The organism is Acidovorax sp., from assembly GCF_016783915.1.
Lineage (GTDB): Bacteria > Pseudomonadota > Gammaproteobacteria > Burkholderiales > Burkholderiaceae_C > Acidovorax.
In genome coordinates this window covers 1-14274 of sequence record NZ_JADHVT010000049.1, presented here as the reverse complement: position 1 = coordinate 14274, position 14274 = coordinate 1, and the positions used below count along the sequence as shown (strand labels likewise).

General features: G+C 63.8%; 11 protein-coding genes. 3 read left to right on the top strand and 8 right to left on the bottom strand.

What is annotated here, in order from left to right; all coding sequences use genetic code 11:
• Nucleotides 1-10 precede the first annotated feature (10 nt).
• Entirely contained in the window at nt 11-928 is a 918-nt protein-coding gene (locus ISS20_RS11445) for a folate-binding protein (RefSeq protein ID WP_291436686.1), read from the top strand.
• A gap of 63 nt (nt 929-991) precedes the next feature.
• Here the strand turns inward: ISS20_RS11445 and ISS20_RS11440 are convergent, their stop codons facing one another.
• From ISS20_RS11440 to ISS20_RS11430, 3 genes are all read right to left on the bottom strand, one after another.
• A complete protein-coding gene (locus ISS20_RS11440; RefSeq protein ID WP_291436684.1) occupies nt 992-1849 on the bottom strand; it encodes a YbgC/FadM family acyl-CoA thioesterase in 858 nt (285 codons plus the stop codon).
• 8 nt (nt 1850-1857) lie between these two features.
• The gene (locus ISS20_RS11435; RefSeq protein WP_291436711.1) at nt 1858-2778 is read right to left on the bottom strand and encodes an alpha/beta hydrolase fold domain-containing protein; all 921 of its coding nucleotides are present in this window, start codon (nt 2776-2778) and stop codon (nt 1858-1860) included.
• Between the two features lie 104 nt (nt 2779-2882).
• Nucleotides 2883-3752 (bottom strand): fumarylacetoacetate hydrolase, encoded by an 870-nt coding sequence (locus ISS20_RS11430; RefSeq protein WP_291436682.1) that lies wholly within the window; start codon nt 3750-3752, stop codon nt 2883-2885.
• Between the two features lie 97 nt (nt 3753-3849).
• Between ISS20_RS11430 and ISS20_RS11425 the strand changes: the two genes are divergently transcribed.
• Entirely contained in the window at nt 3850-4986 is a 1137-nt protein-coding gene (locus tag ISS20_RS11425; protein ID WP_291436681.1) for an iron-containing alcohol dehydrogenase, read from the top strand.
• Between the two features lie 247 nt (nt 4987-5233).
• Nucleotides 5234-8056, top strand: a complete 2823-nt coding sequence (locus tag ISS20_RS11420) for an EAL domain-containing protein (protein WP_291436680.1) — start codon at nt 5234-5236, stop codon at nt 8054-8056.
• A 50-nt stretch (nt 8057-8106) separates the two neighbouring features.
• Here ISS20_RS11420 and ISS20_RS11415 read toward each other — a convergent pair whose 3' ends face one another.
• The 5 genes from ISS20_RS11415 to ISS20_RS11395 form a co-directional block, all read right to left on the bottom strand.
• Nucleotides 8107-9279 carry a patatin-like phospholipase family protein gene (locus ISS20_RS11415; RefSeq protein ID WP_291436679.1) on the bottom strand — a complete coding sequence of 391 codons (1173 nt, stop codon included), beginning with the start codon at nt 9277-9279 and terminating at the stop codon, nt 8107-8109.
• A gap of 134 nt (nt 9280-9413) precedes the next feature.
• Nucleotides 9414-10472 carry an acyltransferase gene (locus tag ISS20_RS11410; RefSeq protein WP_291436678.1) on the bottom strand — a complete coding sequence of 353 codons (1059 nt, stop codon included), beginning with the start codon at nt 10470-10472 and terminating at the stop codon, nt 9414-9416.
• Nucleotides 10473-10726: 254 nt separating this feature from the next.
• A complete protein-coding gene (locus ISS20_RS11405; protein ID WP_291436677.1) occupies nt 10727-11554 on the bottom strand; it encodes an HDOD domain-containing protein in 828 nt (275 codons plus the stop codon).
• Nucleotides 11555-11641: 87 nt separating this feature from the next.
• Nucleotides 11642-14011: a Tex family protein gene (locus ISS20_RS11400; RefSeq protein WP_291436675.1), complete on the bottom strand. Its 2370-nt coding sequence runs from the start codon at nt 14009-14011 to the stop codon at nt 11642-11644.
• Between the two features lie 27 nt (nt 14012-14038).
• On the bottom strand, nt 14039-14274 hold a 236-nt coding region (locus ISS20_RS11395), incomplete at its 5' end, for a hypothetical protein (protein ID WP_291436673.1).

The following is a 14274-nucleotide window of genomic DNA, read 5'->3' as shown; positions in this document are numbered from 1 at the left end:
TAATTCAGCGATGACCTATCACTTGAATGGCATTGCCCCCCTGTCCCACCTCGGCGTGATTCGCGTGGAAGGCGAAGACGCCGCCAAGTTTCTGCACGGCCAGCTCACCCAGGATTTCGCCCTGCTCGGCATGGACCAGGCCCGCCTCGCGGCCTTCTTGTCGGCCAAGGGCCGCATGCAGTCCAGTTTCATCGGTTTCAAGCGCAGCGCCACCGAGGTGCTTCTGGTCTGCAGCCGCGACCTGCTGCCCGCCACGCTCAAGCGCTTGTCGATGTTTGTGCTGCGCGCCAAAGCCAAGCTGACGGATGCCACAGCGGACTTCGCTCTGTATGGCGTGGCCGGAGACGCTGTCAACTCTGTAGCTGCTGGCGCCCAACCCGCCTGGACCAAGGCCGATTTTGGCGCCGCGACCGCTGTGCACCTGTACCCCGCCGACGGCACCCCGCGCGCGCTGTGGGTGGCCCCCGCCACAGAGCCCGCGCCCGCAGGCCCCGCGCTGGATGCCACGCTGTGGCTCTGGAGCGAAGTCAAGAGCGGCGTGGCGACGCTGACCACGCCCGTGTTCGAGGCCTTTGTGCCCCAGATGCTCAACTACGAATCGGTGGGCGGCGTGAACTTCAAGAAAGGCTGCTACCCCGGCCAGGAAGTGGTCGCGCGCAGCCAATTCCGGGGCACGCTCAAGCGCCGCGCCTACGTGGCCCATGCGGCGGTCGAAGTGGCCGTGGGCGCCGAGGTATTCAGCACCACCGACCTGGAGCAGCCCTGCGGCACCGTGGTGCAGGTGGCCCCGGCGCCTGGCGGCGGCTTCGACACCATCGTGTCTTTGCAGATCACGGCTGCGCAGGAAGGCAGCCTGCAGGTAGGTGCAGGACAGGGCGTGGCCCTGGCACTCCAGCCCCTGCCCTACCCGCTGCTGGACGATATTTGAGCCAAACCGGGCAATAGCGCTAGACAAACATGCCCGGACAGCTCTCTTTTTAATAGCAACCTATTACAGCTTGCGCGCCATCGCAATGTGCGCAATGCCCGCCTCTTCATACGGCTCGCCCACCACTGCGAACCCAGCGCGGCTGTAGAAGCCCTCGGCGCTGCGCTGAGCGTGCAGTTGCACTTCGGTATCGCCCCGGACACGGGCTGCTTCCAGCAGCGCATCCAGTAACTGCCGGCCCCATTGTGCGCCGCGCACCGAGCGGTCCACCGCCATGCGGCCTATGCGGCCCACGCCGGGCGCCTGCTGCAGCAGACGGCCTGCGGCAATGGGCATGCCCAGCCGGTTGTAAAGCACGGCATGGCGCGCCGAGATGTCGTGCGCATCGGCCTCGATGTCAGCCGGGATGCCTTGCTCGCGCACAAACACATCGGTGCGCACGCGACCTGCATCGCGGCCCAGGGTGTTCCAGTCGCCGGTACGCACTTCGGCCATGGCGGTGCCCGCTTCAAAGCCGTCGAAGATCGCGCGCAGTGCAGGCGGCACGGGGCGGGAGGTCTGCGTGGCCGGGTCGGCAAACACATAGACCAGCTCGGCCGAAATCAGCAGGCGGTCGCCGCAAAAAATGCCCGCCGAGAACAGGCACGACGAGTTGCCGATGCGCGCGCACTTCAGGCCCACATCCAGCGTGTCATCCAGCCGCGCCGAGGCGTGGTATTCGACCGTGGCCTTCTTCACATACATCTCGCCGCCCAGGGCCAGCATGCTCGCCTCGTACGGCAGCGCCAACGCGCGCCAGTATTCGGACATGGCGGTGTCGACATACATGAGGTAGTGCGCGTTGAACACGATCTTTTGCATGTCCACCTCGGCCCAGCGCACGCGCAGGCGGTGGAAACAACGGAAATCACTGCGTTGCATGGGTTCGTTTACTCCAGGTGAAAAGCCAGGCGCAGCGCGCGGGCCGCGTCGGCATGGGCCTTGCGCGCCTCAGGAATGGCGCGGCCCATCTTGATGAATTCGTGGGTCACGCCCCGGTAGATGTCCAGGTCCACCGGCACGCCTGCCAGACGCAGCTTGTCGGCGTAGTCGATGCCTTCGTCCACCAGCGGGTCGCATTCGGCCAGACCCATCCACGCCGGGGCCACGCCCTCCACATCCGGCGCCAGCAAGGGGGCAAAACGCCAGTCCTCGCGCTCCTCGCGCGTGCGCACATAGTGGCGGAAGAACCAGCTGATGGCGGGCTCCTCCAGCACCAGGCCGCGTGCAAAGGTGGCGTGCGAAGGTGTGTCCTGGTGCGCGGCACAGCCGGGGTAGATCAGCAGCTGCAGCGCCAGCGGCAGGCCCGCATCGCGCGCCAGGATGGCGTTGACGGCGGCCAGTGTGCCGCCTGCGCTGTCGCCACCCACGGCCAGGCGCTGCGGGTCTGCGCCCAGGCTCCCAGCGTTTGCCGCGAGCCACTGCAACGCATCCCAGGCATCGTTGCTGGCGGTGGGAAAGCGGTGCTCCGGCGCTAACCGGTAGTCCAGCGACACCACCATGCAGCCAGCGAGGCGCGCCAGCTCACGGCACAGGATGTCGTGCGTGGCGATGTTGCCGATGGTGAAACCCCCACCGTGTGTGTACAGCAGCACCGGCAGGCCTGTGTCGGTGCTGGGCGCGTACAGCCGTGCGGGCAGCAGGGCGCCATCGCGGGTGGGGATCTGCAGATCCTCCACGCGGGCCAGGGCCGCCTTGGGCACCTCCAGCACATCGGCGCCCGCCTGGTAAGCAATGCGTGCCTCCTGCGGCGTGCGTGTGTGCAGCGGCGGGTGCCCGGCGCGGGCCATGCGTTCGAGCACGCTGCGCATCTGGGGGGTGAGGCGGGTGTGGTGGATGTGCAGGTCGGTCAACGGTCGGGGTCTCGGCAAAAAAGACAACGGCCCGCAAGGCGGCAGGCCGATCAGGGGGTGGGTTACTTGAAGCTCAGTCGCACGGGTGCTGCGCCGGGCAAGCCGTCGTAGGTGGCCGTCACCGACAAACCAGCCTTGGGCGGCAGCAATGCAGAGAACGAGCCCAGGCTGATCAGATCGCCCGGTTGCATGGCCAGGCCCTCCTGGGCCAAAGCGCCTGCCAGCCATACCACGGCATTGAGCGGGTGCTCCAGGATGTCACTGCCCTTGCCGCCGCCCAAGCGCACGCCAGCCCCATCGATCAGCGATACATCCATGTCGGCCAGCGCCTTCAGCATGGCAAAACGCTCGCCGCGGTAGACAGGCACTGCAATGGGCGCACCGGCAACGCCCAGCCGTGCGCCCACATTGATCGCGGTCACGCCCGCGCCGTTGAGCTTGGGCGGCGCCTGCACCATCAGGTCGGGCAGTTCGATGAACGGAATGATCTGCTCCACGGCGTCCAGAACCTCCATGGGGGTTTTGGCCTGGTTGATGGCGGTGCTTTTCACGCGCACCAGCATGTCGGCCTCGTACAGCGGGCGGGCACCGAAGGCCGCATCCACCGTGGCGCCGCTTGGCAGCACCATGCCCTCGTAGAGCTTGCCCCACACGGGCTTGTCGGTGTTGAAGCGCTTTTGCACGGCCGGGTTGGTCAGGCCCGCCTTGTAGCCAATTACCTTGCCCATGCGCTGGGCCAGCAAGGCGTTGACCTTGCCGCGTGTGCAGGCGCCATCGGCGTCCGTCAGGTTCTCGGGGTTGGCGGCTGGCGTCTTGGCCACATAGTTGGCCACCAGGTCGGCGGCTTGCGCGTCCGTGAGGCACTGGGCCTGGGCGCTTGTCACAGATGCGACGGCTACCAGGGCCGCCATCAGGGTTTGCTTCGTTTTCACGCGTGTCTCCTCCTTATAAAGTGAGCTCAGTACTCGGTCCAAGGGCTGGCGAGCTATCGTAATCGCTGGCACTCCCATTCACACACCCTGTTGCACCATGGCTTTCATCTACTACGTCACCCAGATCCAGTTTGAATTCGGCGCTGTCAAGCTGCTGAAGCAGGAATGCGAGCGTGTGGGCATCACGCGCCCGCTGATCGTGACCGACCCCGGCGTGAAGGCCGCAGGCGTGCTGCAAAAGGCGCTGGACGCCCTGCCCGGCATGACGGTGGCCGTGTTTGATCAGACCCCCTCCAACCCCACCGAAGCCGCTGTGCGCGCCGCCGTGGACGTGTACAAGGCCCAGGGCTGCGACGGCCTGATCGCCGTGGGCGGGGGCTCGGCCATCGACTGCGCCAAGGGCATCGCGATTGCTGCCACGCACGAAGGGCCGCTGACGCACTACGCCACCATTGAAGGCGGCTCGCCGCGCATCACCGACCGCGCCGCGCCGCTGATCGCCGTGCCCACCACCAGCGGCACGGGCAGCGAGGTGGCGCGCGGCGCCATCATCATCGTGGACGACCACCGCAAGCTCGGTTTTCACTCATGGCATCTGGTGCCCAAGGCCGCGATCTGCGACCCGGAACTCACCCTCGGCCTGCCCCCCATGCTCACCGCCGCCACGGGCATGGACGCGATTGCGCACTGCATGGAAACCTTCATGTCCGCCGCGTTCAACCCCCCCGCCGACGGCATTGCCCTGGACGGCCTCACGCGCGGCTGGGCGCACATCGAGCAGGCCACCAAAACCGGCAGCGACCGCGACGCGCGCCTGCACATGATGAGCGCCAGCATGCAGGGCGCCATGGCCTTCCAGAAGGGCCTGGGCGCCGTGCACTCGCTCAGCCACAGCCTGGGCGGCGTGAACCCGCGCCTGCACCATGGCACCCTCAACGCCATGTTCTTGCCCGCCGTGATCCGCTTCAACGCGCGGGCGGAATCGGTGCAGAAGGAAAAGCGCCTGGAGCGCATGGCCCACGCCATGGCCGTGGCCTCGGCAGGCGACATCCCCGAAGCCATCCGCGACATGAACGCCCGCCTGGGCCTGCCCACGGGCCTGGCCGCCATGGGCGTGACCGAAAGCATGTTCGACGACATCATCAACGGTGCGATGGCCGACCACTGCCACAAGACCAACCCCCGCGTGGCCACGCCCGAGGAATACCGCGACATGCTGATGCAGTCACTGTGACCCACCGCCAGCGCCGCCACCGCTTGCTACCGCACGAGGCTGTGGCGGCGCAGCCATGTGCGCCCTCGGAAGTCCTGTCGCGGACCCTCGGATTGCGGCGGAGCTTACAAAACGTCACACATTCGCCACAACCCGCAAGTTGGGCTGTGCAAAAACCGACTCACAACTTCTCACAAGATAGACTTCCCGCTGTCAACAATTAATTAACCATTCATTACCCTGGGGTTGTGGGGGAGGACCACCGTCAATGCGCACCGGAAATCTCACCACCTGGCTTCTGCGGGGCACCTACCCCCGGCTGTATGTGCCCATTGTGGCGATCATCCTGCTGGTCACTGGGGTGCGCTACCACTATCTGCTGGCCGCAGAAACCGACGAAGCACTGCGCCAAGGCTCCACCGAACTGCGGCGCGCCAGCGACCCTTTGCTGCTGCGCCTGGCCGCCGTGCCCACGCCAGATGCCGACATCGTGATCCGCGTCCTGACCGAGGGGCTGGCGCAAGCGGCTCCTGGCGTTGCGTCCATCAAATGGCAAGCCGCAGACCAGACCACCATTGAGGTCACCGCCCCACCCTACCCCGCCGTCGCTCCGAAGTGGTTCGCCGACTGGCTGGACCTTTCCGCTCCCGTGCAGCAGTCTGGCCTGGCGCTGGCGGACGGCACATCGGGGCGGCTGACGGTCACGGCACACCCGCAGCCGCTGGTGGACCAGGTGTGGGCCACGGTGCTGGTGCAGGCGCGCATCTCGGCGCTCAACATCTTCACCATCCTGTTTCTGCTGACGTTGTTGCTGCGCGCCAATGCCCGCATGTTGCAGCGGTTGGCTCAGGCCACCGATGCGTTTCGCCAGGGCTACCTGAGCACCCGCATGGAGGTCACGGGCACGCTCGAATCCCGTGCCATGGCCGAGACCTTCAATGATATGGCGGGCAAGGTGCAGTCCCTGGTGTTGTCACTTCACGAAACGCAGCGCCAGCAAAGCGAGCAACTGCACTTCACCCGCCAGCTGATCGATGCCCTGCCCCTGCCGGTGTTTGTGCGCCATGCCGACGGCACCTACCTGGACGCCAACCGCGCATGGCAACGCCTGTTCCAGTCCCAGTCTGGTGCTGATGGCGCCGCGGGCGCCAGCCTGCCCGCCGAACTCGCGCCTGAGCGGTCTGCCCGCATTGCCAGCGCACACAACAACGAAATCCGCATCCACCCACCCCATCAGCCCCCGCTGGACATGGCCTACTACGAAGCGCCGTTCACCAGCACCAACGGTGAACTGGCCGGGACCATCGGCACGCTGGTGGACGTGACCGAGCGCAAGCGAGCCCAGGAGGCTCTGCGCAACGAAAAAGAGCGTGCCGAGGTCACCCTGGCCTCCATCGGCGACGGGGTCATCACCACCGACCTGGGCGGGCGCATCGAGACCATCAATGAGGCCGCACAGCTCATGACCGGGTTCACGGCCGATCAGGCGCTGGGCCGGCAGCTGGACGACGTGTTTCGTCTGTACGAAGAGCCCGCCAGTCGCACCGCCAGCGCGGCCGCCGAACGCGACACCCAGCCGGGTGGGCTGCAGCAGGCGACCTACGAGGTGCTGATCCACCGATCGGGCGAGCGCTATGCCATCGAGTACACGGCAGCCGCTATCCGCGAAGGCAGCGGCCACGCGGCGGGCTGCGTGCTGGTGTTCCGCGACGTGACCGAAACACGCAACCTGCGCCACCAGATCTCGTGGCACGCCCGCCACGACGCGCTCACCGGTCTGTACAACCGCGCGGCCCTCGCCGAAAAGCTCACACACGCCCTGTTCGTGGCCCGCAACAAGCAGCTGCTGCTGGCGGTGTGCATGCTGGACCTGGACCACTTCCAGGCCGTGAACGACACCTTTGGCCAGCGCGTAGGCGACCGTCTGCTCAAGGAAGTGGCGCGGCGCCTGGGCGCGTTCATCACGGCCCACGAAGCCGTGGCCCGCATGGGCGGCGACGAGTTTGTGCTGCTGCTGGGCGAACAGCCCGATGTGCCCGCCATCGAGGCGCGCCTGGCCGTGCTGATGCAGCAACTGGCCGCGCCCTATGCGATTGACGACCGCCTGGTGAACATCACCGTCAGCATTGGCGTGGCCGTGTTTCCGCAGGACGACGCCAACCCCGACACCCTGCTGCGCCATGCCGACCAGGCCATGTGCCAGGCCAAAAGCTTCGGGCGCAACCAGTTGCACGTTTTCGACATGCAACACGACCACGCCGTGCAGACCCAGCACACCCGCCAGACCCGTGTGGCCCGCGCACTGCACGCGGGCGAACTGGTGCTGCACTACCAGCCCAAGGTCAACCTGCGCACGGGCGAGATCATCGGGCTCGAAGCCCTGCTGCGCTGGCAACACCCGCAAGAGGGGCTGCTGGGCCCGCAGCATGTGCTGCCGCTGGTGGAGGACACGGACCTGCAGGTCGAACTAGGCGAATGGGTGCTGCGCCAGGCCCTGGCGCAGATGCGGGTGTGGAGCGATGCGGGCATGGGATGGGAGGTCAGCGTCAACATCGCAGCGCCCCACTTTCACCGGCCCAACTTTGTGCAGCGGCTCAAGGACATCCTGCACACCTGCCCCGAGGTGTCTCCCTCGCGCCTGGAACTGGAGATCCTGGAATCCGCCGCGCTCGAAGACATGCAGTACATGCGCCGCATGATGCAAAGCTGCCAGGCCCTGGGCGTGCGTTTTGCACTGGACGACTTTGGCACCGGCTTTTCGTCCCTGTCCTACCTCAAGCGCCTGCCCGCCGAGACGATCAAGATTGACCAGTCGTTCGTGCGCGGCATTCTGGAAGATGGTGACGACCTCACGCTCGTCCAAGCCATCGTGGCATTGGCAGCTGCTTTCCACCGCCATGTGGTGGCTGAAGGGGTCGAAACCGCCGAGCACAGCGCCAAGCTGCTGGAGCTGGGCTGCGAACGCGCGCAGGGTTACGGCATTGCCCGGCCCATGCCTGCGGCCGATGTGCTGTCTTGGGCCCGGGACCACGCAGCACGCCATGCCGCCCGGGCTGTGCAGGAGGCTGCACGTCGCCCTGCCTCGGCCTGATATTCCTGCCGCCAGCGCAGGAGCGCCCACGGCACACGCGCTTTGAGGGTCTACAGCGGATGCACCGCCCCCATGTCGGGGCGTTCGAGCCATTGGCGCCACTCATCCACCAGCTGCTGACTGGCCCGCGTGGCCGCCAGCCACGCCTGGGCCCGGGCACGGCTGTCGATGCCATAGTGGGTAAAGTCGTTGCGGTCGGGTAGCTTGGCATTGGGCAATCGGCGCACCCAGTCGGGGTCGGGCGAGAGCACCACCATGTTGTCCAGCGCGGGCGTGGACTTGTGCCGCCACTTCAACCCTTTGTCCAGCCAGCCTGGCACCACGCGGTGCTGAAAGTGGGGGTACAGCACGATGCCCCCAGAACCAGCGCACAGCCCGGTGCCCATAATTTTTGAGCCATTTTCGATTGAAGCGCTAGTGTCACATGCTTGAGACGCTATCAATTTAGAAGCACCTCCACTCTGCTGGCCATAGGCAAGATGCAAGTGGTAGTCGGTGATGCCGCCGTCCCAGTACGCCCCCCGTGGTGCTCCCGGGATGTTGTGCACCGCCTGCAACACAAACGGGATTGAACAACTGGCCTGCAGCGCCTGCATGAAGTTGTGCACGTTCAGGCCCACCTGCCGGGTACGGTAGTCAGTCGTGGCAAATGGCAATGCCGCACCCGACGAGGAAAACACCACCCGCTCCAGCCACGCTCCCAACGCCTTGCGGTGCACGGTGTTGGCCACAAACGCACCCAGATACCCCAGCGGCGTGCCCAGGGCATGCTCGCGTCCCAGCACATGGCGGCCCCGGGATGTGACGATGTGCAGATGGTAGCGGGGGTGGCTGAGCACTTCCTGCACTCGCCCGCCGTAGAAGGCCTCCAGGTTCTGGCCAAACCGCTCGCTCACATGCGCTGCCGTGGGGCGCTTTTTTCCGGGCGGCAACTCGTAGTCCTGGTGGATGTAGTCGTGCTCCAGCCGCTCAAATGCGGCCACCGAACCGTCGAGGCAGGCCGTGGCCATGCGCCAGGCACCAATCGATGCGCCCACCAGATGCACGGGCTGGCTGGACTGCGGCAGCCACTCGCCAAAAATGAAACGGTCCATTGGCCCCAGGATCAACCCCTTGGGCCCGCCGGCAGCCGCCGGGATCACGCCCACGTCGGCGGGCTGCAGGCCCTGTTGTTCCAGGTGTTGGCGGGCTCGGGGGCCAGCATGGATGCGCAGTGCTTTCATGGGGTGGATTGTCGCAAAGCCCGTGCACAACAGCAGTCAGGCAGGCTTCTGCAATTGCTTCGCCAAAACGCCAACCAGTTGCACACGTTTAGCCAAGTCCAGACATGAGAATCTGCCAACAGTACGCAAGGCAATTACATGCCAAACACCGCTTTTGCTCTGTTCCGTATGGGCTTCTCAAAATATTTATCACTCAGCAAAGCCAGTGCAGCAGCAAGCGCCAAAACCAACAAGATCAACCCCAACCGGGAACCAAGACTCCAGGATAAAGGATCACCCCAACCGATTCTTGGAAAAATCACCCATGCCATTCCAAAAAAAATAACTGGGTGAATGAGGTAAAGACCGTAAGTGGCATCGCCCAAAAATTCAGCGGCTTTTGCGAATCTATTTTTTAGCCTCAGACCAGTAGCGATCCAGACAAGAAAAAAGCACACGCAGAATCCGACAACACCCCTCACGCCAAGCAACTCGTCTCCGGCATTTACAGGATTAATTGCAGCAATTGCCAAAAATCCGAAGGCGACCAACGCCAACCCAATCCGATTGGGCAGCGAAGGAAACATTTCTTTCCTCCGTAAATATCCAATCAAGCACCCACCAAAAAAATATACAACAAAGGCTTGCGGCTGGTGAAGTTCAATATCGTTTCCCAGATAGCCACCTGGTGAACCGATGGTGCTGGTGACCCACCACACCTGCACAACAAGCAAAATAAAAAACACCACAAAAAACCAATTTGTTCTTAGAACACAAAATCCCAAGGCGGGAAATATCAAATAATATATTGTCTCAATGCCCAGAGACCACCCACCAACGAGCATCGAGCTAGCAGCAGGATCAAAAAAACCAAAAACAAAAAATCCATTTAGAAAAAACTTTTTTAACAACGCAATTGTTGCACCCTCTTTGATTATTTTCCATGGTAAGACCAGCAGCATCAGCAAAACATAAAGTGGAGCCAATCTAAAATAGCGCAACAGGAGAAATTTCTTAAAGCTAAAACTTCCTTCTTCGAGATATCCACCGTAGGTGTACATCAAGCTAGCACCGGAGAGCACAAAAAAAAGATAAACACCATAGCTGCCAAACGAATAAAAATATCCAAGATCCAACCACATCGACAGATGGTAGCCACCAACTGCCAATGCGCAGAGGCCACGAAGAAGGTCCCAGCCCAAAATTCTATTCATAGTTTTTGTTATCAAATTACAAGGACTGGAAGAAACCACTCAAATCATCGAGAAAATTCCACGACACTCAAGCAGCGAAAAATGCAACCCATTCACTTGCGTCGTTCGATATTCAGGAGAATGCGAATCTAGTGTTTATATAAAGCCAAAATAAGGGGTGCAACGTTAAGCACGGCCACCCAGATTCCCAAGACAGGTGTTCAACGAAGTAACCAGAAAGGAATGCGAGCGGCCTGGACCTGAGCACCAAGAAATCAGACTACAAAATCCGCCGCCTCCGGCCGGGCGGTCCAGTCGATGGGGTCTTGCTGCAACACCATATCGATGTCGAGCCCCAGAGCCAGCCCCACTTCTCCAGGGAAGGACACTGCCAACTCCTTTTCGCTCAGCTCCGCCTCGCGGGCACGGGCGCGCCAGGCGGCGAGATGGATGACACCCGCCAGGGGTTCGTAGACCTTGTTGTCAAAGGGTGCGTGCTGGTGCTGCAAGGCATCCACCACCACCTCCGGCAGTTGCCAGCGGCGCGCGCAGCCGGCCGTCACCTGGCCATAGCTGTAGCCAAATATGCGCTGCTCAATCTTGTCGCGGCGCAGGTCAAACGGCGCCACCAGGGTGTTGACCGACTGGGCCTTCTCGGGGTCGGCCAAGTGGATCACCAGCTCCCCCAGTGCATGCAGCAAGCCTGCCGTGTAGGCCGCGATCTGGTTGTGGTGGACGATGCCCGCCAGCGAGCGGGCGAGCTTGGCGGTATTGAGGCTGTAGCGCCAGAACTGCTGCATGTTCACCCCAGGCACCGAGCGGGACGTGGTGCCCAGCGGTGCCGAGCTGACCAGCGTGCGCAGTTGCGCCGTGCCCAGGAGCGCCAGCGCCTCGGGGATGCCAGCGATCTGCCCGGGCAGCTGAAAGGTGGGGGAATTGGCCAGCTCCAACAGGCGTGCAGCCAAGGCCGGGTCGGTGCCAAACAGCTGATTCAGCCGCCGCAGGCTGGGCTCGGTGTGGGCCAGCTCGCTCATCAACAGCGCCACAGCGCGTGGAAGGCTGGGCAGCGCCACAGGTTGGGCCAGCAGTGCGTTCAACTCCATGGGATACGGCGCCGGTGGTTGGTTCAGGTGCTGACGATTATGGGCCCCTGCGCGGCCAAAACACCACCAGCGACGGGGCGGGTTGCGTCAGCGGCCCTTGACCTGTTGCAACTTCGCAAACGCCGAGGCCATGGCCGACTGCTGCGCGGGCTCAGGCCCCCGACGCTGGGGCTGCGCGTAGCCCCGGCCAGCCCCCTCAAAGCGGTTGTCGCGCGGCGCACCGCGGTCACCGCCCTGGCGCGGCGGCGCAGCGTCCAGCTTCATCGACAGGCCAATGCGCTTGCGCTCCACATCCACTTCCATGACCTTGACCTTGACGATGTCGCCGGTCTTGACCACTTCGCGGGCGTCGTTCACAAACTTGTGCGCCAGCTGGCTCACGTGCACCAGGCCGTCCTGGTGTACTCCGAGGTCGATGAAGGCGCCAAACTGGGCCACGTTGCTCACGGTGCCTTCAAGGATCATGCCCTCCTTGAGGTCCTTGATGTCTTCCACACCGTCGTTGAAACGCGCCACCTTGAAGTCCGGGCGCGGGTCGCGGCCGGGCTTTTCCAGCTCGGCCAGGATGTCCTTGACGGTGATCACGCCAAACTTCTCGTTGGCGAACAGCTCGGGCTTGAGGGTCTTGAGCATGTCGGAGCGGCCCATGATCTCGGCCACCGGCTTGCCGGTCTTTGCCATGATCTGCTCGACCACGGGATAGGTCTCGGGGTGCACGCCGGTCATGTCCAGGGGGTTGTCGCCGCCCCGGATACGCAGAAAGCCCGCACTCTGCTCAAACGTCTTGGCGCCCAGTCCCGCCACATCCATGAGCTGCTTGCGACTCTTGAACGCGCCATTGGCCTCGCGCCAGCGCACCACGGCCTTGGCCACACTGCCCGACAAGCCCGACACGCGGCTGAGCAAAGGCACGCTGGCAGTATTCAGATCCACACCCACCGAGTTCACGCAGTCTTCCACCACCGTGCCCAGGGTTCGCGCCAGCTCGCTCTGGTTCACGTCATGCTGGTACTGGCCCACGCCGATGCTCTTGGGGTCGATCTTCACCAGCTCGGCCAAAGGGTCCTGCAGACGGCGTGCGATGGATGCCGCACCACGCAGGCTCACGTCCACATCGGGCATCTCTTGGCTGGCGTATTCGCTGGCGGAGTAAACCGAGGCGCCCGCCTCGCTCACCACCACCTTTTCAATGGCGCGGTCGGCTTTGGCGGCCATCTTGATGAGGTCGGCGGCCAGCTTGTCGGTCTCGCGGCTGGCCGTGCCGTTGCCGATGGCAATCAGGTTCACGCCATGTTTCTCTGCGAGCTTGGCCAGGGTGAACAGCGAGCCGTCCCAGTCGCGCTTGGGCTCGTGCGGGTACACCGTGGCGGTCTCCACCAGCTTGCCCGTGGCATCCACCACGGCTACCTTCACGCCGGTGCGGATGCCTGGGTCCAGGCCCATCACCACGCGCGGACCGGCGGGGGCTGCGAGCAGCAGGTCGCGCAGGTTGTCGGCAAACACCTTGATGGCCACCTTCTCGGCCTCATCGCGCAAGCGGGCGAACAGGTCGCGCTCGGTCGAGAGGCTGAGCTTCACGCGCCAGGTCCAGGCCACGCACTTGCGGATCAGGTCATCGGCCTTGCGGCCCTGGTGGCTCCAGCCCAGGTGCAGGGCGATCTTGCCTTCGGCGATGCTGGGCTTGCCGGGTTCGGGCTCCACCGGCAATACCAGCTTGGCTTCCAGAATTTCGAGTCCGCGCCCGCGAAACACAGCCAGCGCGCGGTGCGAGGGCACGCGGCCGATGGGTTCGTCGTAGTCGAAGTAGTCGCGGAACTTGGAGACCTCGGGGTCGTTCTCGTTCTTGCTGTCCACCTTCTTGCTGCGCAGCAGGCCTTCGGCCCACAGCCACTCCCGCAGGTTCTGCACCAGCGCCGGGTCTTCGGCCCAGCGCTCGGAGAGGATGTCGCGCACACCATCCAGCACAGCGGGCACGGTAGAGAAATCGGCACCGGGCTTGCCGTCATCCAGCACTTCGGGTGGCTTGGTGAACGCCGCAGCTTCGACGGCGGGGTCCAGTGTGGGATCGGCAAACAGCTTGTCGGCCAGCGGTTCGATGCCGAACTCGCGGGCGATCTGGCCCTTGGTGCGGCGCTTTTGCTTGAACGGCAGGTAGATGTCTTCCAGCTCCTGCTTGGTGGGGGCGGCCGCAATAGCGGCACGCAGTGCATCGGTGAGCTTGCCCTGCTCGTCAATCGCCTTGAGCACGGCCACGCGGCGGTCTTCCAGCTCGCGCAGATAGGACAGGCGCGCCTCCAGTTCGCGCAGCTGAATGTCGTCCAGCCCGCCCGTCACTTCCTTGCGATAGCGCGCAATGAAGGGCACCGTGGCACCGCCATCCAGCAGCTCCACCGCTGCGCGCACCTGTTGTTCACTGACTTTGATTTCTGCGGCCAACTGCCGAACGATCTGCTGCATGGGTGGGGCGGACTCTCTGAGACTCGGTCAAACAAAAAAGCGAAGCGCGCGAGTTTGCCACAGGCAGTTTGGCAGGCCCACAGCCATCCGACGACCCGCAGCACGATTGTTCCCAATACTGGAACAGTTAGTTTGCGACTGAGTGGTTTTTCCCTGAACACCATCGGCGTACAGTTCATCCCATCGATGAGCCGAACCCGCAAGGCGACTCACCGAACCCGGTTCAGGAATGGTTTTTGACCCGGCTTTTTTGAGACGCTTTT